The sequence below is a fragment of the Exiguobacterium sp. s80 genome (genome assembly GCF_018618725.1).
Taxonomy (GTDB): domain Bacteria; phylum Bacillota; class Bacilli; order Exiguobacteriales; family Exiguobacteriaceae; genus Exiguobacterium_A; species Exiguobacterium_A oxidotolerans.
In genome coordinates this window covers 233,730-251,085 of the sequence record NZ_JACSMP010000001.1, presented here as the reverse complement: position 1 = coordinate 251,085, position 17,356 = coordinate 233,730, and the positions used below count along the sequence as shown (strand labels likewise).

Below are 17,356 nucleotides of genomic sequence, written 5' to 3'. Positions count from 1 at the left end.
TTAGCACATTCCCATTTTAAAAAACATAGTGAACGCCAAAAAGACGGGAGTAAAATCCATCGACTCCCGTCATCGTTCATTTTACGATTGCTGCTTTTAACTCACGTTCCGCAAACTTCGTCGTGAAGGTTCCCCGGCGGAATACAGGATGCTGTAAGACCTTTTGATGGAACGGAATTGTCGTTTTGACACCCTCAATCCAAAATTCAGCCAAAGCACGCTCCATTTTCGCACAAGCTTCCTCGCGCGTCTCTGCATGGACAATCAATTTCGCAACCATCGAGTCATAGTACGGAGGAATCATGTAACCTGGATAAACGGCACTATCGATTCGGACACCCATACCACCTGGCGCGACGTATTGTGTGACGCGACCCGCATGTGGTCGGAAATCGTGATCTGGATCTTCTGCGTTAATCCGGCACTCGATTGAATGCCCACGGAACTCGATATCCTCTTGTTGAACTGCTAACGGGTGGTCGAGCGCGACTTGAAGTTGTGCTTGAACAAGATCAAATCCTGTAATCATTTCTGTCACCGGATGCTCGACTTGAATCCGAGTATTCATTTCCATAAAGAAAAATTCTTCTGTTTCTTCGACAAAAATGAATTCGATTGTTCCGGCACCCGTATAGTTGATGGCTTTTGCCGCTTTGACAGCTGCTTCTCCCATTTTCAACCGTGTCGCTGCGCTGACGGCTGGCGAAGGAGCTTCTTCAATCAACTTCTGCATCCGCCGTTGCACCGTACAATCTCGTTCTCCGAGGTGAATGACGTTCCCATGTCGATCGGCAAGCACTTGAACTTCGACGTGACGGAATTCTTCGATGAAACGCTCTAAATAAACATCGCTGTTGCCAAATGCTTGTTTTGCCTCGCGACGTGTTTCTTCCAGTCCATCAATCAGTTCTTGTTTTGTCCGGGCAACACGAATCCCGCGCCCTCCGCCACCTGCCGTCGCTTTAATGATGACCGGATAACCGATTTCTTCAGCGAGACCAATTGCTTCTTGATCCGTCACCGTTCCGTCAGAGCCCGGCACGACCGGGACACCACATTCAATCATCGTTTTTTTCGCGACATCTTTAATGCCCATCTGGCGAATCGCTTGCGACGTCGGACCGACGAATTGAATACCACATGCTTCACACATCTCCGCGAAGTCAACGTTTTCAGCCAGGAATCCGTATCCCGGGTGAATCATCGTTACGTTTCGATTTGTCGCAACGGCGAGAATATTCGTCACATTCAAATAAGAAGACGTCGAACTGACATCGCCGATGCAATATGCTTCGTCTGCCATTCGGACATGAAGTGCTTCTCGATCCGCTGTCGAATAGACAGCAACCGTCTGGATCCCAAGTTCCTTAGCCGCACGAATAATCCGAACGGCGATTTCTCCACGGTTCGCGATTAGTAGTTTTTCCATTCCCATCACCCCGCTCAAGGACGAATCCGGAAGAGTGGCTGACCAAATTCAACAAGGTCTCCATCTGCGACGAGAATTTCGACGACAGTTCCGGCAATTTCCGAATTTAAGTTATTGAATAGTTTCATCGCTTCTAAAATGCAGACGACTTGACCCACTTCGATTTGATCGCCGACTTTGACGAAAGCAGGTTTTTCAGGATTTGCACGTGAATAAAACGTACCGACCATTAGCGCGTTAATTGTGACCGTATCATCCTTCTCTTCCATGACTTCAGGTACAACGGCCGGCTTTTGTGCCGTTTCCACTACTTTTTGCTGGACAGGTGCTGCCGCGACCGCGTCGTGCTGAGATACTACGACACCGTCCCCTTGTTTTTTAAGCTTTAATTTATACGTGTCTGTTTCTAGAGAAAGTTCATTTACGTTTGATTGATCAAGCATTTCTAACACTTGTTTCAACTGATCGATTTTCATCTTCTTTCCATCCCCCATCTAAACATTCATTCTTAATATTATACCAGGTGCTAATGCCTACTCAAATATTAAGTTTAACTGGTCATACCAGAGGATGCAAGTGCCGGCGAGTGAAAAAATACCCCTTGACTCGGAAACGAGTACGAAGGGGCATTGGCATATCTGTATTATCCGTTGTAGCGTCCTGTGAAATCACCTGTCCGCGTATCAACTGTTACTTTTTCTCCTGCTTCGATGAAAAGCGGCACATGGATGATGTGACCCGTTTCAACTGTCGCATTTTTCTTGACGTTAGAAGCTGTATCGCCTTTGACGCCTGGCTCTGCTTCAACAATCGTCATAACGATCGTGTTCGGAAGTTCGAGTCCGAGGATTTCGCCGTTGTAGACTGCGATTTGAACTTCCATGTTCTCAAGGAGATATGGAAGTGCTGCTTCAACTTGTGCTGTCGTCAATTCAAGCTGCTCATACGACTCCGTGTCCATGAAGACATACGTTTCACCCATTGGGTAGAGGTATTGCATTTTGTTACGCTCGATGTGGGCACGTTCGACGCGCTCGCCACCACGGAATGTCATCTCTTGGATGTTCCCGTTACGGATGTTACGCATTTTTGTCCGCACGAATGCTGCACCTTTACCAGGTTTTACGTGTTGGAACTCAAGGACTTGCCAAATCATTCCGTCTGAAGTTTTAATCGTCAAGCCTGTTTTTAAATCGTTTACTGATACCATACTGGTTCCTCCTAAATGTTCATCTTACTTAGAGTGTAATGAGTTCTTTCGATGAAGACGAAAGAATTTCGCGCCCTGATTCGGTAATCAAGACATCATCCTCAATTCGGCATCCACCAACTTGTGGCACATAGATTCCTGGTTCGACTGTCACGATCATCCCTGGTTCGAGCTTCGTTTCCGAACGGAACGAAAGTCCCGGTCCTTCATGCACCTCAAGACCAATGCCGTGACCAGTCGAGTGACCGAAGTATTCGCCATAACCAGCTTCTTTGATGATGTCACGTGTTAACGCGTCTGCTTCGATTCCAGTAATCCCTGGACGAAGTCCGTCTACGCCCGCAAGTTGTGCTTGCAAGACCGTATCGTAGATTTTTTGTAACTCGGAATTAATTGGACCGACCGCAATCGTTCGCGTAATGTCAGAGACGTAACCGTTCAACAATGCACCAAAGTCGAGTGTTACGAGCTCACCCGTTTCAATCACTTTTTGGCTCGCGACACCGTGCGGTAACGCTGAGCGGTAACCAGATGCGACAATCGTATCGAATGAAGACGACGTCGCTCCATGCTTACGCATGAAGAATTCGAGTTCGTTCGACACTTCGAGTTCTGTTTTCCCCGGCTGGATGTACGTCAAAATGTGTTCAAAGGTAGCGTCTGCTAGTTTTACCGCTTCCTTAACCATCTTAATCTCTGATGAATCCTTAATCAAGCGTAGGTTTTCGACGATTCCGGTCGTTGGAATCAGTTCGATTGCAGAAGCTTCATCATATGCTTCGAATAAACCAAGTGTCATCGTATCTTTTTCGACCCCAACCGCTCGCACGCGTGCGCCTGCGATGAGTTCACCCATCGTCGCCGGAATCGACCGATCGATTTGAACGATTTCCATTCCTTTGACTTGATCAGCAGCTTGCTCCGTATAGCGGAAATCCGTCACGAAATAAGCATGTTCTGCCGTAACGAGACACGCGCCACTTGAACCGGTGAATCCTGAAATGTAGCGAATATTTTCTGACTTCGTCACGATAAGTCCTGGTAAGTCACGTTCTTTTAAAGCGGATTGTAATGCTTCAATACGATGTTGCATGTCTGTTTCCCCCTTTAAGTTATGTAGCGTCCGGATGAAGTAACGCTTCAGTAGCGAGTATATACCCCGTCATCCCAAGTCCACTGATGACACCACGACAGACCGGTGCGATGAGTGAGCGATGTCGAAACTCTTCTCGCGCATGAACATTCGATAGGTGCACTTCGATTGTCGGCACTTCAATCGCTGCGATCGCGTCACGTAAGGCGATACTCGTATGTGTGTATGCAGCTGCATTCAACACAATGCCATCATACCCCCGCGCTGCATGTAGAGAATCAATCAGCGTTCCTTCATGGTTCGATTGTTCAAACGTAAACTCAACTTCGGGAAAACGTTCCATCATCAACGTTTCTAAATCATTCAACGTCTTTGCACCGTATGTTTCCGGCTCACGCGTTCCAAGTAAATTCAAATTCGGTCCATTTAAAACCAATACGCGCACATCATCACCTCCATTCGTCCTTCTGATTGTATCATAAGACGTTTTCCGTCTCCTAAAGATTCACCCGTCATCAAGCAGTCCCCCATAGTTTTTTTGAATAGAATCTAGTAAACTGACGATACACGATATTTTATTTGAGATAGGATGCGTTTAAATATGAAAACCGCAAAAGCTCCCGTCGGTGGACAAGCCATCGTCGAAGGCGTAATGTTCCAAAATGCGACACATGCTGTTTCTGCAATTCGTCGAAATGATGCGACGATTGAGACATTTGAACAGAAAAAGCCGATTCGTCCACGGATTGCGATTGGTAAACGAATCCCGCTTCTCCGCGGACTGTTCGCTCTTGTCGAATCATCTGCGAATGGAGCAAGCCACATGAACTTCGCAAGTGATCGTTACGGCGTTAATCCCGGAGAGGAAGAACCCGAAGAAGCGAATCAAGGGCAATTGACAAAATGGCTCGGCGTCGCTTTACTTGGCGTTTTATCATTCTTTTTCGGAAAGTTACTGTTTACGCTGTTGCCGGCATTCTTAGCCTCACTATTCAGTTCTTTCCCAGCATTATCCGGCCACTTCGTCCAAAACGTCATCGAGGCGTTGATTAAGCTGACCCTACTGTTTGGATATTTGTACTTGATTTCATTGACACCACTCGTCAAACGATTGTTTCAATACCACGGGGCGGAACATAAAGTCATCAATTGTGTCGAATCCGGTCATCCACTGACCGTCGAAAACGTCAGAAGAAGTAGTCGCCTCCATTATCGTTGCGGTTCAAGCTTCCTGATCTTCACAGTCATCGTCGGTTTCTTCGTTTATTTAATCGTCCCGACCGATCCATTATGGGTTCGACTCGCCTTCCGAATCGCTTTACTTCCCGTTGTCATCGGTCTGTCTTTTGAAGTTCTTCAATTAACAAATAAAGCCCAAAATATCAAGGGATTACGTGTCATCGCCTTGCCAGGCCTATGGTTACAGTACTTGACGACAAAAGAACCAGACGATTCACAGATTGAGGTTGCGATTTATGCGTTTGAAGCACTCGAAAAACAGGAAGATAACATACATGAGAATGCACTGGGTTAATCGATAACAGGGGTGATAATATGATTAGACAACGGATCGGCTCTACATTCGCACTTATCGTGTTACTGTTTGCTTTCGTCGGCTTTGGATATAAGCTTATCAATGATCCTGGCGGTCTGTTTTCACAATTACTGTTCGTTGCAGTTGTGGCGGGAATCATTTTCTTGATCTTTAAGTTCATGACGCGCAATAGCGGCGCTGCAAGCGGCGGAAACGCACAATATCGAAAATCAGTCGCGCAATCGAAAAAATTGCACGGTAAACGAGATCAAGGTCCGCGTCGAACAGATTTTAAGAAAAAACAAATCAAAACGGCGACGAAATCTTCGACTTCGAACAAAGTACGCCCACTTCGCGATCGGTCGAAAGGTCCTAATTTGACCGTCATCGAAGGTAAAAAAGGTAAAAAGAAAAAACGTGCTTTTTAATATTAAAAAGAGAGAGCTGCTAAACGCAGCCCCCTTCTATCGTTCGACCGTCAGCGACTCGTGTCTGCTGACGGTTTTTTATTCTGTCTCGACCCAACCAATGTACGGCAAATTGCGATACTCTTCTGCACAATCGATGCCATAGCCGACGACGAAGTAATCCGGAATCTCAAATCCAACATAATCTGCCGTCAACTCGACTTCACGACGCGCAGGTTTATCAAGTAACGTACAAATCTTTAAGACACCCGGCTTATGCAATTTCATATGCTCGCACAAAAAGCTCAGTGTATGTCCCGTATCAATAATGTCCTCGACAACAACAACATACTTCCCTTCGACATCCAGGTCTAAATCTTTTTTCAATTGAACGCGTCCAGAAGAGACCGTCTTCGCACCATATGATGAACAGGCAACGGTATCGATTTGAACACTTCCTTTAATTTGCCGCATCAAGTCCGCTGCAAAAACCATCGACCCTTTCAACACGACGACAAGGACAATTTGACGCCCGGCCGCATCCTGTTCAATCTCGATTGCGAGTTCACTCACTTTTTTAGCTAAATCAGTTTCTGAAACCAATTTTTCTTTGATGACGATTTCCATAGTATCCGGGTGAATTTCCACCCGTCACCCCCTTCGGTCATTTTCATCGTCAGTATAGCATAATCCGTTCAATTCACGTACTTTTTTATTATTTTATAACCAAATGTTCGTTTATAAGGCGTTTAACGTAAAAAAACAAGCCCACTCAGTCTTCTGGGTGTGCTTGTTGATAATTATGAAGTTCTTCCTGTAAAGCCGGGCGTTCAGCGAAAAATTGAATCATCCCATTGATTTTATCAAGTGCTTCGATACTCAAGTGATGTTCAATTCCCTCGACATCTTTATAGATTAGTGACTCTTCTACGCCGACAAGGCGCAAGAAATCTTCTAACAGCGCATGCCGTTCGACAAGTCGTTTCCCAATCTTTCTACCTTTTGCAGTCAACATGAGACCGCGATACTTTTCGTAGACGAGGTACTCTTCACGGTCTAACTTTTGCACCATCTTCGTTACAGAAGAAGGGTGTACTCCTAATAGTTCTGCGATATCCGATACACGGGCATACCCTTTTTCTTCGATCAAGATATAAATTTGCTCTAAATAATCTTCCATACTCGGAGTCGGCACGACATCACCTTCCAATCTTTCGCTTTAACGTTTCCAGTTCCATTCATCACTACGATACTTCTCGGCTAAGTGTTCAATTTCCTGCCATTGCCGCTCATTGAATTCAAGCGGAACGAATTCCAATTGAAGCGCATCCTCAAAACCACGTGTAAACGCATCACGAACTTCCTCGAATGACACTTTCCGGCCCGCGAGTTCATTCAAGGCAACCGCTTTCCCTGCAAAGCGTGACTTCATCCGTTGACGCATCGTTTCATCTTCATAAAGGAAGCAGTCAAACAATTCACCTTCATCAACCGATAGAGGCACTGATCCATGCTGAAGCACAACGCCTTGATGACGAACTTGAGCACTCCCCGCGACTTTCCGTTTTCCGACTGCCAATTCATAGTAAGAGGCTGCATCAAAACAAACGGCCGATTTCGGCTTTCGTAACTCTTCCTTTTCTTCTTCCGTCATCGGAACTGAAAATTCAACGGGAATACCGAGGTGATGATAGCCTTTCCGGATTCCTTCCGTCAACAGGCGATAACTTTCGATTACAGTTCGTGGTAGTCCTTCTGTCGCCTCTTGAATGACGACACTATATGTGAGTTCATCCGCATGTAAAACCGCTCGACCACCAGTCATCCGTCGAACGATTGGGATACCGAGTTCTTCAATTCGCTTTCGATCGATATCACGTGTCGCACGCTGGAAATGACCGACACTGAGTCCGCGTGGTTCCCATGAGTAAAAACGAAGCGTAGGCGCAATCTCTCCTCGCCCGACAAAAGCAATCAATGCTTCATCAATTGCCATGTTCATTGCCGGCTCTAATGCTTCGGTCGTCAATACTTGCCATTTCTTTACCAAGCGAACACCCCCAAAACGTTTCCGTATAAGTGTATCAGACCCTTTCTATCCTGCGCAACGACGAGTCGATTGCCGAAATCGATTTCGTTTACTATAATGATAGAGATGTTATATGAACGAAGGGGTTGGAAGTTGAATATGGAAACAGGCACAATCATCACAATCGTCTTATGGGTGGCATTGATTGCTTATGTCGTCTGGCGTTTCATGCCAGTCAAAGGCATCACAAAACTCTCGCAAGAGGAATTCCGCGCGAACTACCGTAAGGCACAAATCGTCGACGTCCGGGAAACACAAGAATTTAAAGGCGGTCATATCGTTGGCGCGCGTAACATTCCGGTTAGCCAAATGAAGATGCGTTCGAAAGAGCTTCGTAAAGATATGCCGATCTACTTGTATTGCCAAGGCAGCATGCGCTCTTCACAAGCAGCTAAAGTCTTGAAAAAAGCCGGCTACACGAACTTGTACCAGCTTAAAGGCGGTTTCAAACAGTGGACTGGAAAAGTCAAACGTAGCTAATTCACTATTCAAGCGAAAAACCCTTCCTACGCCTCAGGCTCAGGAAGGTTTTTTCGCTTGTCGACTCATTGACGAGACGCTCTGATTAAAGAGGTCGTGAACGACAAAAATAGGCATAGAAATGACCGATGATCCAGTAAAAATGGAATCATCGGTCATTTAATTAATGTCGACCGGAAACGTCCGTCATAGGAATCGATCTTAGTCTGACTTACGAGTCAGTTCGTTTTCAGTAACCGTTATGCATGGACTTCCTGTTTCGGCTCATAACGCAACACCGGTTTACGCGCTGCCAATGTCTCGTCCATCCGTTTGACGACCGTCGTATGCGGTGCGTTCAGGACGACATCTGGCGTTTCTTCGACTTCACGTGCGATTTGGAGCATCGCGTCACAGAACGCATCGAGTGTTTCTTTCGATTCCGTTTCCGTCGGCTCAATCATGATACACTCTTCGACATTCAACGGGAAATAGATTGTCGGTGGATGGTAACCGAAATCAAGCAGTCGTTTTGCGATATCAAGCGTCCGCACGCCAAGTGCCTTTTGGCGACGACCCGACAAGACGAACTCATGTTTACAATAGACATCATACGGTGCGTCATATGCTCCTTTGAGGCGTGCTAACATATAGTTTGCGTTCAAGACAGCTTCTTTCGAGACACGGGCGAGACCTTCTCCGCCCATCGTCCGAATGTAGCTGTAGGCGCGGACATTAATCCCGAAGTTTCCGTAGAATGGTTTGACACGTCCGATTGCATCTTTGCGATCATAATCAAGGATGAATCCTTCGTCTGTTTTTGCGACGATCGGTTTCGGTAAATAAGGGATTAAGTCTTGTTTGACACCGACCGGACCTGAACCAGGACCACCACCACCGTGAGGGCCGGTAAACGTTTTGTGGAGGTTCAAGTGAACAACATCGAAGCCCATATCGCCGGGACGTGCAATCCCCATGATGGCATTCGAGTTTGCTCCATCGTAATACAATTTCCCGCCTGCTTCATGGACTGCTTTTGCGATCTCGACGATATCCGATTCAAACAATCCGAGCGTGTTCGGGTTCGTCAACATTAAAGCCGCTGTATCGTCTCCCACTTTGCTCTTTAAGTCTTCTAAGTCAACAAGACCTCGTTCATCTGACAAGACCGTCACGGTATCAAATCCTGCGACAGACGCCGATGCCGGGTTCGTGCCGTGTGCCGAGTCTGGAACGAGTACTTTCGTCCGTTTGAAGTCGCCGCGCGCATGATGATAGGCTTTGATCAACATCAATCCAGTCCACTCTCCGTGTGCCCCTGCTGCTGGTTGAAGCGTCACTTCATCCATTCCCGTGATGACTGCTAACTTTTCTTGTAAGTCATACATCAAACCGAGCGCTCCTTGAATGCTCTCAACCGGTTGAAGCGGATGAATGTGGGCAAACCCGGGAAGTCGTGCCATATCTTCATTGATTTTAGGATTGTATTTCATCGTGCATGAACCGAGCGGATAGAACCCGGAATCCACACCGTGGTTTCGGTTTGAAAGTGCCGTGTAGTGACGGACAAGATCCAGTTCCGAAACTTCCGGTAACGCGACATCTTCTTTTCGTACAAAAGAAGCTGGCAACATGTCTTCGATTGCTTCTTCTTCGACCGTCGCGAGTGGTAACGCATATGCGACACGACCGGGTTTTGAGATTTCAAAAATCAATGTTTGTTCACTTGATTTATGCATGAGTTAATCCCCCTAACGCTGACACGAATTGATCGAGCTCTTCTTTCGTCCGTAATTCTGTTGCACAGACAAGCATTTCACGACTTCGTTTTGCGTCGTATGTGCCGAGCGGCAATCCACCGATAATTCCCGCTTTAAGCAATTGACGACTTGCTTCTTCCGCATCGATTGGTAATTCGACGACGAATTCATTAAAGCTCGGTCCATCATCGACGATGCGGAAGCCGGCTGCTTTCAATGATTTTTTCAAGGCATGTGCCGTTTGCAAGTTGCGGACCGCTAAATCACGAATCCCTTGTTTTCCGAACGCGCTCATCGCGATCGATGCCGCCAATGCGTTCAACGCTTGGTTGGAACAAATATTTGATGTCGCTTTATCACGACGAATGTGCTGTTCGCGAGCTTGGAGCGTCAAGACGAAACCGCGTTTGCCATCCTCATCCACTGTCTGACCGACGAGACGACCCGGAATTTTACGCATTAAGGCTTTTGTCGTCGTGAAGTAGCCACACGTCGGTCCACCAAAACTTTGGGGAATCCCGAACGGTTGGCAATCGCCAATCGTAATATCCGCACCGAGTTTCCCAGGTGCTTCAAGCAGTCCGAGGGCAAGCGGATTGGCCGAGACGATAAATAAACCGCCTTTTGCATGTGTTGCATCTGCTAACGCTTGTAAATCTTCGACGCGTCCATAAAAGTTCGGGTATTGGACGATGACACATGCGAGATCATCAAGTCCGTCTAATTGTTCGATTGCCGTCTCGCCGTCCCGTAACGCAAGCGTCTCGACATCGAGCCCCGGCCCTTTCGCATACGTCCGAACGACATCATGTGCTTCCGGATGAACCCCATCCGACAAGACGATCGTCTTTTTCTTTTTATGGGCACAGGCAAGCATTGCCGCTTCCGCTAGTGCTGTAATGCCGTCGTACATCGATGAGTTCGCGACATCCATTCCTGTCAATTCACAAATCATCGTCTGAAACTCGAAAATCGCTTGCAGTTCCCCTTGTGAGATTTCAGGTTGATAGGGTGTATACGCCGTATAGAATTCTGAACGCAACAACATATGATTGACGACAGCCGGTGCATAGTGATCGTAAATGCCTGCACCGAGGAACGATGGATATTGCTTCGTATTCATATTTTGGTCAGCAAGCTTCGAGAGTGTCCGAATCAAATCTGTTTCCGGTAGCGGAATCCCGACTTCTTCTAACGTCCCTTGGTCGCGGACAGCGGCTGGAATATCTGCTAGTAAATCTTCAATCGAATTTGCACCAATCGTCTGTAACATCTCTTTTTCATCTTCTTGCGTCATCGGTAAATAACGAAAATCCATCTATAAGTCCCCCTTAGTTGGCTCGACGATAAAACGGTGTGTTCACACGTTTTGCGGCTAGTTTCTTTCCACGTACTTCCACTTCGAACTGATCCTCTGTCGCATATTCTGCTGGCACGAGCGCCAAGGCAATGGCTTTACCGATTGTCGGCGGCAACGTCCCTGTCGTCACAAAACCAACAGTCTCTCCATTCAGTAAAACCGGAGCATCCTGACGGACAATCCCTTTATCGACGAGTTCAAGTCCAATCAAACGGCGTGGTGCGCCTTGTTCTTTTTGTTGTGCGAGCACATCTGACCCGATGAATTTTTTCGCTTGTGGTTTGACGGCAAACCCCATCCCTGCTTCGATCGGTGAAATCGTCGCCGATAACTCATGACCATAGAGTGGTAAACACGCTTCAAAACGTAAAGTATCACGCGCGCCAAGACCACATGGAACGACACCTGCTTCAAGTAGTGTCTTAAAGACATGTTCTGCATCTGCTGCCGGCATATATAACTCGAATCCATCTTCTCCCGTATAACCACTGCGCGAAACTAACATGTCGATGCCTGCCACTTTCCCGTAAACGAACCGGAAAAATTTAATTTCATTTAATGCGAGCTCCGTCATCGCCGACAGGACTTCTTCTGCTTTAGGACCTTGGACGGCAATCTGCCCATACGCATCCGATTGGTTTTCAAGTAACACGTTTCCTTCTAGATACGAACGAAGATGCGCTTCATCTTTCTCGATATTCGAGGCGTTGACGACTAGTAAATATTTTTCCTCTTCCAGTCGATATACAAGCAAGTCATCGACCGTCCCACCATCTTCTTGACATAAAACATTGTATTGAGCCTGTCCAATGGCAATCTTAGAGATATCATTCGACAGCGTCTTTTGAAGAAACGCTAATGCTTCAGGACCTGTCACTAACAATTCTCCCATATGAGATACATCGAACATCCCTACTTGTTCACGTACTGCAATGTGTTCTTCCTTGATTGATGAAAACAGAACCGGCATTTCAAACCCTGCAAAATCGACCATTTTCCCCATCGGTGCGATCGTTTCAAACAATGGCGTTCTCTTCAATGTCGTCTGACTCATACATATCCCCCTATTTACGAACATTTTATGTTCCTTTTCTCTTTAATGTTCAACTTTCATTTACATTCTATCAACTTCAAACCTATTTTTCTAGGTTTATTCGGAAATTGAACAAAACTAAAGAGAGAAAGGACGAAGTCCCTTCTCTCCTATTGTTTCACATTCGCTCAATGAAAGCCATTTCAAAATTGCTTGAGTCCAGCTGTATGTTGAACTTCTGTTGAAAGTCGTTGCCCTTCAACCATTAGTTGACGCGCCCCTTGCTCAACACGCTTCCCTTCACTCACAAGATGATCGACATTTCCTTTAATTTGATCAATCCGATTCGTCGTATGGTCGACGCCTGCCTGCAACGTTTGCTGACGGATCGTAAATCGCTCCAACAACTGTTTTACAAGCCGTAAGTCTTGTGAAATCTTCTTTTTATAAAGCACAAATCCATAAGCAACTAAGCCGAGGACCGCTACTACAATGATTCCAAGGTTAATCCAAATCATGACTTTTCCTCCAATACCGATTCTATTTCTGCCGTTAGCTCCCGAATCGATTTCATTCCCTCTAAACGAAGATCCGCACCGTCTGCATAGATAGGACGTCTGCGCATATACAAAGACTTCACAGTCTCGTACTTCCCTACTAAGGGACGATTTCGGTCCGACTCAATTCGTCTCCAAATCGAATCGAATGGTGTATCAATCCAGATTACCGTACCCGTTTCCTTCATCCATGTACGATTTTCGGGTCGTTCAATGATTCCACCACCCGTGATGACAATTTGAGATTGACTGTTTCGTAACAATTCGCTTTCGCGCGCTCGAAACCCTGCCTCACCATGTGCTGCAAAAAAATCAGCAATTGATTGACCATACTCTTGAACAAAACGTTCATCCAGTTCATCTACGTCATATCGTTCGCTTAACTTCCGACCAATCGCTGTTTTACCAGTTCCCATAAAACCAATTACATAAACCTTATCCATCCGAAACGACCGCCTCGATTCTTTGTCCATTATCTAAGATTGCTTCCATTTTAAAGCCTTTATCCGTTCGGATACAAGTAACTCGTCCAATCGGATAACGGATCGTCTCATCTTGGCGACAGTCATGTGATGCCGCTCTGACAAGGGACTCGAGTTGAAGCGCCTCTTGCTCTAGCTTATACTGTTTGATGGTCTCATCCATCCGCATACAACCTAGTAGCATCATGGCACCAATTCCTATCAGAATCAATAAGGTTTGAATCAGGATGAACCCGGTTTCTTGCAGGCGTAAGTTCGAGACCGCTGATTGAGTTCGATTACGATTCGGGCACCGTCTTCTTTGATTCGATAATGCGTCACGTCGTGGGCATACGTCAGTTCGCCTCCAAACTCTTTTTTGAGCCGTATTTGATTTTGTACACGAACGAGCCGCCATTTAATCGGCTCCTCTCCAGGGTCGACATCCCGCCCCCTCAGCTCTTCTCCTACTAATCCACACTCAATGCTGCGCCACATCAATCGTTCGACGGTATGAAAAAACAGGTCCTCTTCCATCCATTCTGTTTGGTTGGCGTTGCTAACGAGTTGTGTCATCGTCAATAATCCAAGGAGTAATAGAGGACTCAACCAAAGGACCATTGAAATTTCGAGGAGGGTCGTTCCGGATTCGGCTCGCAAGGCATAACGTTTCAAGACACCACTTCCCTTCCTCGATACGATACCCCATTGAATCACCCGCCACTTGCTTCGATGCCATCTCGTCCAAGCGCCGTGTCTCAACAATTAACTGTGTTTTTTGTTTTTCGAAATTCAAGTAAGGATCAATCGCTAATACTAAGAACAAACTGATGGCGACAAGTGAAAGTGTCACTTCAAGGAGAGTGAATCCACGCTCTTCCTCCGAGCAAACAACTCTTTTTACCTTTGACCGCATGCCATTTCACCTCATTTGTTGAATCAACATTTGATAATTTCCGAGGAGGAATTTTATTTCATATTCTTGTTTTGCTGAACGGCAGTACCAGGTCGAGGCATAGGTCGAATGATAACTTTTAAAGTAAATCACTCGCCCGGTCGTCGGGATGATACAACTATGACCAGGTTGAAACGTTCTCTGCCACAGGATTCGATCGTTCACCATGATAAAATATCCCGTTCCGTCTGCACGCCATCGAAATTGAATGGTATTTTGATTATCCGTTTTGGAGTATTGCAGCAACCGTAACGTCTGAAAATCTTGCCGCATCATCGCAATGTCTTGTTCGAGTAAATAAATTGCCGGGCGCCGATCAATAACAGTCGGCAATAACAATAAGCACAGCAGACCTGTAATCATTAAGACTCCACTCATTTCAATCAATGTAAACCCGTCACTTCGTAAGTTCGCCTGTTTTTGAATCATAGGTATACGTCTCCTGATCGCAGAGCAGTTCATTTGGTTTTTCAGCAGTACCACGGTTAATCGTCTGCAATGTTTCCGGATATTTTTTTTCTTTCGCATAATAGAGGTTGACCTCGGAACGAATGACACGGATGTTCGCTTCACAACTAACACCTTTCGCTTGATCTTTCCCGCTCGTCATCGTCGGAATTAATACGAGCAGCAGTAGCGAAATAATTAATAAGACAGCAGCCATTTCAAGTAAAGTGAATCCACGTTCGTTTTTCAAGAATCGTCTCATAATCAAAACTCCTTCTTTCTTCAAAATGGAAGTTGTTGAATCGCCAGTTGGATCGGGTAGTACAAAATAAAAAATAAGCTGCCTGTCATGATCGTCAAGCCTCCATACAAGACCGGTTCAATCAACAGCAGTTTTTTCTCTAACTCTTCTTCAATCGATTCATGCAACAAACTGGCTTGTGCTAGCAATAATGGACCTAAGTCACCACTTTCTCGAGCAAGGTGAACGAGCCCAACGGTTTCAACATCAATGATTTGTTCTTGTAAGATGGCTTCAGATAACGAGGTGCCCGCTTGTTGATGTTGGTGAAGCATCGCGTACATTTGTTGTTTCTTTCCCGTCTGTCCCTGTTCAAGCGAGCGGAAAGCCTCTTCTAACGAGAAACCTGCGTCAATAAAGGAACCAATCTCAATCGTAAACAAGTAACTGTAATACAACTGAAGGAGTTTCTGAATGATTTTAAACTGTAATAGCCGTTTGACCGGAATCAGACGAAAGGTGAGAAGGAGGATTGAAAGTAACAGAATCGGAGTCGCTGCAAGGACGTACTTGGCTGAAGGGTGTAAAATCAAGACTAAAAAGCGCGGAAGACTTTCTGGACTCGACATCTCGAGTAGGGAAGGAAACACGTAGAGGGCATAAAACATGAAAAGTAACATCAAGCTTGAGGCGAGGACAAGTGGATACCGCGCCATTTTCCAAAATTTCTTTTTCATTTGATTTTCTAACTCCAGCAAGCGAATGACCTGATGTAAAATCATCAAGGGGCGTTCCGTTTGATCACCCACCTGAAGCAGACGCTGGAGCGAAGGGGACAAGGCGAGTGGTTCTAATGCGATGGATAACGGATTTCCGCTCTCTAACCGACGTTTGATTTCTTCAATGACCGGCAGAAGGATCGGCTCTTCGAATCGTTGTAAGATTTCTAACGTTTCTTTCGTCGAAATGCCTTTTGACAATAGTCGATGAAATCGGTTTAAAAAGCGACATTTGCTGTTCGTGTTAAGTTTTCTACTGTACAGTGGACATCCCCCTCCTCCCGGTAAAGATGAATGATTTTTTTACAGACCGCTAACTCCTCCCCTGAAATCCCTAGCGATTTTAAGCGTAACAACACTTCATTGACTGTTCCGGCATGTAAAGTAAATACGACGACGTGCCCACTAAGAGCAGCATTGATCGAGAGTCGTGCCGCTTCAGCAGTTCGAACTTCCCCAAAAGCAATCCAATCCGGGTCTGCCCGAAGAATTTCCTCAAAACAACGTGTCGCGTCAAAACCGGCCTTTTCATTTAACTCAAGCTGTAAGACACCAGGCACCGTACATTCGACGGGGTCCTCGACAGAGATGATCCGCTTGCCTTCCATCGATGCCATCAAGGAATAGAGCATCGTCGTCTTACCTGCCCCCGTCGTCCCAGAAATGATGATACAACCGTGACTTTGTTGTTGAAGCCATTCTAAATCCTCAATCGGATTGAGAAGCGTCGATGCAATCTCACTCGAGACAACCGCCCGATAGAAGCGCCATGACATCGCGTCCCCGTGACGACTTGGTAAAATCGAGACCCGCATCCCGCTTTGGTCAACCGGATAGACACCACTTTGCGGAATCCGTTCATTTTGTTCTTTCAAGTTGGATTCATACCGAATATGACTAACGATTGAACTGTATTGACTAAAAGGGATTGCTTCTTGTTCCTTTAATCCGTCGGCCGTCCTACAAATGACACGCGCCATTTGTTCATCTGGAACAAAATGCACATCGGTGACACCACCTTTTGCAAATCGCTGAATCAATTGACTGACAAGTTCTCTCAACATGACACCTCCTTACTTAAAAAAGTACAAAAAAAAAGAAGCCCGGACAACTCGGCTTCTTTAAGATACTTGAGCGATTAAGCGTGCTTTGCGCTTCGCTAGTGTTTCAAGACCTGGTTTATCATACCCGATTACGAGTTGTTTGCCATCAGTAATGATTGGACGACGTAACAGTTTCGGATTATCGCTCATCAATCGGAGTAGTTCGCTTAATTTCATATCCTCTACATCAATCCCAAGATCTTTGAAAGCTTGGCTGCGTGTTGCGAGTAAACTTTCGATGCCGTCTGTCGATAATTTCAACAATTCCATCAATTCGTCCACTGTCGGAGCATTTCTGAACAGATGGCGTTCTTCTACATCAACATGTTCCTCTTTTAACCATGATTTCGTTTTACGACAAGATGTACAGCTCGGATACGTGAAAAATATCAACTCATTTGCCATTGTTGCTCCTCCTCTCAAAATATGCGCTTCTCAT

24 protein-coding genes are annotated in these 17,356 nt (G+C 45.9%); 3 read left to right on the top strand and 21 right to left on the bottom strand.

Annotated features, from left to right (window positions below; translation table 11 throughout):
- Positions 1 to 76: 76 nt before the first annotated feature.
- The 5 genes from accC to aroQ all read right to left on the bottom strand — a co-directional run bounded on the left by accC (position 77) and on the right by aroQ (position 4,177).
- Entirely contained in the window at positions 77 to 1,429 is a 1,353-nt protein-coding gene (accC, locus tag KNP94_RS01310; protein ID WP_239456856.1) for an acetyl-CoA carboxylase biotin carboxylase subunit, read from the bottom strand.
- 14 nt (positions 1,430 to 1,443) lie between these two features.
- Entirely contained in the window at positions 1,444 to 1,905 is a 462-nt protein-coding gene (gene accB, locus KNP94_RS01305; protein ID WP_088836609.1) for an acetyl-CoA carboxylase biotin carboxyl carrier protein, read from the bottom strand.
- A gap of 167 nt (positions 1,906 to 2,072) precedes the next feature.
- Positions 2,073 to 2,639 (bottom strand): elongation factor P, encoded by a 567-nt coding sequence (gene efp, locus KNP94_RS01300; protein WP_088836608.1) that lies wholly within the window; start codon positions 2,637 to 2,639, stop codon positions 2,073 to 2,075.
- Between the two features lie 28 nt (positions 2,640 to 2,667).
- Entirely contained in the window at positions 2,668 to 3,732 is a 1,065-nt protein-coding gene (locus KNP94_RS01295) for a M24 family metallopeptidase (RefSeq protein WP_214765379.1), read from the bottom strand.
- Positions 3,733 to 3,751: 19 nt separating this feature from the next.
- Complete coding sequence (gene aroQ, locus KNP94_RS01290) at positions 3,752 to 4,177, bottom strand: type II 3-dehydroquinate dehydratase (RefSeq protein WP_088836607.1); 426 nt, start codon at positions 4,175 to 4,177, stop codon at positions 3,752 to 3,754.
- Between the two features lie 156 nt (positions 4,178 to 4,333).
- On the opposite strand from aroQ, the gene KNP94_RS01285 reads away from it, so the two are divergent.
- Both KNP94_RS01285 and KNP94_RS01280 read left to right on the top strand, forming a co-directional pair.
- Positions 4,334 to 5,266, top strand: coding sequence for a DUF1385 domain-containing protein (locus KNP94_RS01285; RefSeq protein ID WP_029333062.1), 933 nt, complete (start codon positions 4,334 to 4,336; stop codon positions 5,264 to 5,266).
- Between the two features lie 20 nt (positions 5,267 to 5,286).
- Positions 5,287 to 5,694: an SA1362 family protein gene (locus KNP94_RS01280; RefSeq protein ID WP_088836605.1), complete on the top strand. Its 408-nt coding sequence runs from the start codon at positions 5,287 to 5,289 to the stop codon at positions 5,692 to 5,694.
- A 78-nt stretch (positions 5,695 to 5,772) separates the two neighbouring features.
- Here KNP94_RS01280 and hpt read toward each other — a convergent pair whose 3' ends face one another.
- The 3 genes from hpt to KNP94_RS01265 form a co-directional block, all read right to left on the bottom strand.
- On the bottom strand, positions 5,773 to 6,300 hold the full coding sequence (gene hpt / locus KNP94_RS01275; RefSeq protein WP_214765559.1) for a hypoxanthine phosphoribosyltransferase: 528 nt from the start codon (positions 6,298 to 6,300) through the stop codon (positions 5,773 to 5,775).
- Positions 6,301 to 6,445: 145 nt separating this feature from the next.
- Entirely contained in the window at positions 6,446 to 6,868 is a 423-nt protein-coding gene (gene mntR / locus KNP94_RS01270) for a transcriptional regulator MntR (protein ID WP_029333059.1), read from the bottom strand.
- 24 nt (positions 6,869 to 6,892) lie between these two features.
- A complete protein-coding gene (locus KNP94_RS01265) occupies positions 6,893 to 7,723 on the bottom strand; it encodes a lipoate--protein ligase family protein (RefSeq protein WP_214765381.1) in 831 nt (276 codons plus the stop codon).
- Positions 7,724 to 7,861: 138 nt separating this feature from the next.
- Here KNP94_RS01265 and KNP94_RS01260 point away from each other — a divergent pair, with 138 nt between their 5' ends.
- The gene (locus KNP94_RS01260) at positions 7,862 to 8,242 is read left to right on the top strand and encodes a rhodanese-like domain-containing protein (protein WP_029333057.1); all 381 of its coding nucleotides are present in this window, start codon (positions 7,862 to 7,864) and stop codon (positions 8,240 to 8,242) included.
- 239 nt (positions 8,243 to 8,481) lie between these two features.
- Here the strand turns inward: KNP94_RS01260 and gcvPB are convergent, their stop codons facing one another.
- The 13 genes from gcvPB to KNP94_RS01195 all read right to left on the bottom strand — a co-directional run bounded on the left by gcvPB (position 8,482) and on the right by KNP94_RS01195 (position 17,322).
- Complete coding sequence (gcvPB, locus tag KNP94_RS01255) at positions 8,482 to 9,960, bottom strand: aminomethyl-transferring glycine dehydrogenase subunit GcvPB (RefSeq protein ID WP_088836604.1); 1,479 nt, start codon at positions 9,958 to 9,960, stop codon at positions 8,482 to 8,484.
- The gene (gene gcvPA, locus KNP94_RS01250) at positions 9,953 to 11,299 is read right to left on the bottom strand and encodes an aminomethyl-transferring glycine dehydrogenase subunit GcvPA (RefSeq protein ID WP_215115097.1); all 1,347 of its coding nucleotides are present in this window, start codon (positions 11,297 to 11,299) and stop codon (positions 9,953 to 9,955) included. Before gcvPA ends, gcvPB begins: the two co-directional genes overlap by 8 nt.
- 13 nt (positions 11,300 to 11,312) lie before the next feature.
- A complete protein-coding gene (gene gcvT, locus KNP94_RS01245; protein WP_214805186.1) occupies positions 11,313 to 12,395 on the bottom strand; it encodes a glycine cleavage system aminomethyltransferase GcvT in 1,083 nt (360 codons plus the stop codon).
- Positions 12,396 to 12,577: 182 nt separating this feature from the next.
- Positions 12,578 to 12,892, bottom strand: a complete 315-nt coding sequence (locus KNP94_RS01240; protein WP_214805183.1) for a hypothetical protein — start codon at positions 12,890 to 12,892, stop codon at positions 12,578 to 12,580.
- A complete protein-coding gene (locus tag KNP94_RS01235; RefSeq protein ID WP_088836600.1) occupies positions 12,889 to 13,374 on the bottom strand; it encodes a shikimate kinase in 486 nt (161 codons plus the stop codon). Before KNP94_RS01235 ends, KNP94_RS01240 begins: the two co-directional genes overlap by 4 nt.
- Positions 13,367 to 13,600 carry a hypothetical protein gene (locus KNP94_RS01230; protein WP_239456854.1) on the bottom strand — a complete coding sequence of 78 codons (234 nt, stop codon included), beginning with the start codon at positions 13,598 to 13,600 and terminating at the stop codon, positions 13,367 to 13,369. The genes KNP94_RS01235 and KNP94_RS01230 overlap by 8 nt, the downstream gene beginning before the upstream one ends.
- Positions 13,601 to 13,635: 35 nt before the next feature.
- Positions 13,636 to 14,067 carry a hypothetical protein gene (locus tag KNP94_RS01225; protein WP_251132500.1) on the bottom strand — a complete coding sequence of 144 codons (432 nt, stop codon included), beginning with the start codon at positions 14,065 to 14,067 and terminating at the stop codon, positions 13,636 to 13,638.
- Positions 13,952 to 14,308 carry a prepilin-type N-terminal cleavage/methylation domain-containing protein gene (locus KNP94_RS01220; RefSeq protein ID WP_214765389.1) on the bottom strand — a complete coding sequence of 119 codons (357 nt, stop codon included), beginning with the start codon at positions 14,306 to 14,308 and terminating at the stop codon, positions 13,952 to 13,954. The genes KNP94_RS01225 and KNP94_RS01220 overlap by 116 nt, the downstream gene beginning before the upstream one ends.
- A gap of 6 nt (positions 14,309 to 14,314) precedes the next feature.
- Entirely contained in the window at positions 14,315 to 14,776 is a 462-nt protein-coding gene (locus KNP94_RS01215; RefSeq protein ID WP_239456852.1) for a prepilin-type cleavage/methylation domain-containing protein, read from the bottom strand.
- Positions 14,745 to 15,056 (bottom strand): competence type IV pilus major pilin ComGC, encoded by a 312-nt coding sequence (locus tag KNP94_RS01210; RefSeq protein WP_088836598.1) that lies wholly within the window; start codon positions 15,054 to 15,056, stop codon positions 14,745 to 14,747. Before KNP94_RS01210 ends, KNP94_RS01215 begins: the two co-directional genes overlap by 32 nt.
- Positions 15,057 to 15,076: 20 nt before the next feature.
- Entirely contained in the window at positions 15,077 to 16,015 is a 939-nt protein-coding gene (locus tag KNP94_RS01205) for a type II secretion system F family protein (RefSeq protein ID WP_239456850.1), read from the bottom strand.
- A gap of 17 nt (positions 16,016 to 16,032) precedes the next feature.
- Positions 16,033 to 16,878 carry an ATPase, T2SS/T4P/T4SS family gene (locus KNP94_RS01200; RefSeq protein ID WP_239456848.1) on the bottom strand — a complete coding sequence of 282 codons (846 nt, stop codon included), beginning with the start codon at positions 16,876 to 16,878 and terminating at the stop codon, positions 16,033 to 16,035.
- 57 nt (positions 16,879 to 16,935) lie between these two features.
- Complete coding sequence (locus KNP94_RS01195; protein WP_029332995.1) at positions 16,936 to 17,322, bottom strand: Spx/MgsR family RNA polymerase-binding regulatory protein; 387 nt, start codon at positions 17,320 to 17,322, stop codon at positions 16,936 to 16,938.
- Positions 17,323 to 17,356 lie beyond the last annotated feature (34 nt).

What these genes read in the sequence shown, in the direction of transcription:
- KNP94_RS01230 (WP_239456854.1), bottom strand. Translation starts at nt 13,600, where the DNA reads ATGATGCTACTAGGTTGTATGCGGATGGATGAGACCATCAAACAGTAT.
- gcvPB (WP_088836604.1), bottom strand. Translation starts at nt 9,960, where the DNA reads ATGCATAAATCAAGTGAACAAACATTGATTTTTGAAATCTCAAAACCC.
- KNP94_RS01195 (WP_029332995.1), bottom strand. Translation starts at nt 17,322, where the DNA reads ATGGCAAATGAGTTGATATTTTTCACGTATCCGAGCTGTACATCTTGT.
- KNP94_RS01285 (WP_029333062.1), top strand. Translation starts at nt 4,334, where the DNA reads ATGAAAACCGCAAAAGCTCCCGTCGGTGGACAAGCCATCGTCGAAGGC.
- KNP94_RS01295 (WP_214765379.1), bottom strand. Translation starts at nt 3,732, where the DNA reads ATGCAACATCGTATTGAAGCATTACAATCCGCTTTAAAAGAACGTGAC.
- KNP94_RS01260 (WP_029333057.1), top strand. Translation starts at nt 7,862, where the DNA reads ATGGAAACAGGCACAATCATCACAATCGTCTTATGGGTGGCATTGATT.
- KNP94_RS01240 (WP_214805183.1), bottom strand. Translation starts at nt 12,892, where the DNA reads ATGATTTGGATTAACCTTGGAATCATTGTAGTAGCGGTCCTCGGCTTA.
- gcvPA (WP_215115097.1), bottom strand. Translation starts at nt 11,299, where the DNA reads ATGGATTTTCGTTATTTACCGATGACGCAAGAAGATGAAAAAGAGATG.
- accB (WP_088836609.1), bottom strand. Translation starts at nt 1,905, where the DNA reads ATGAAAATCGATCAGTTGAAACAAGTGTTAGAAATGCTTGATCAATCA.
- KNP94_RS01200 (WP_239456848.1), bottom strand. Translation starts at nt 16,878, where the DNA reads ATGTTGAGAGAACTTGTCAGTCAATTGATTCAGCGATTTGCAAAAGGT.
- gcvT (WP_214805186.1), bottom strand. Translation starts at nt 12,395, where the DNA reads ATGAGTCAGACGACATTGAAGAGAACGCCATTGTTTGAAACGATCGCA.
- efp (WP_088836608.1), bottom strand. Translation starts at nt 2,639, where the DNA reads ATGGTATCAGTAAACGATTTAAAAACAGGCTTGACGATTAAAACTTCA.
- KNP94_RS01280 (WP_088836605.1), top strand. Translation starts at nt 5,287, where the DNA reads ATGATTAGACAACGGATCGGCTCTACATTCGCACTTATCGTGTTACTG.
- KNP94_RS01215 (WP_239456852.1), bottom strand. Translation starts at nt 14,776, where the DNA reads ATGATTCAAAAACAGGCGAACTTACGAAGTGACGGGTTTACATTGATT.
- KNP94_RS01235 (WP_088836600.1), bottom strand. Translation starts at nt 13,374, where the DNA reads ATGGATAAGGTTTATGTAATTGGTTTTATGGGAACTGGTAAAACAGCG.
- KNP94_RS01220 (WP_214765389.1), bottom strand. Translation starts at nt 14,308, where the DNA reads ATGCGGTCAAAGGTAAAAAGAGTTGTTTGCTCGGAGGAAGAGCGTGGA.
- hpt (WP_214765559.1), bottom strand. Translation starts at nt 6,300, where the DNA reads ATGGAAATCGTCATCAAAGAAAAATTGGTTTCAGAAACTGATTTAGCT.
- accC (WP_239456856.1), bottom strand. Translation starts at nt 1,429, where the DNA reads ATGGAAAAACTACTAATCGCGAACCGTGGAGAAATCGCCGTTCGGATT.
- KNP94_RS01210 (WP_088836598.1), bottom strand. Translation starts at nt 15,056, where the DNA reads ATGAGACGATTCTTGAAAAACGAACGTGGATTCACTTTACTTGAAATG.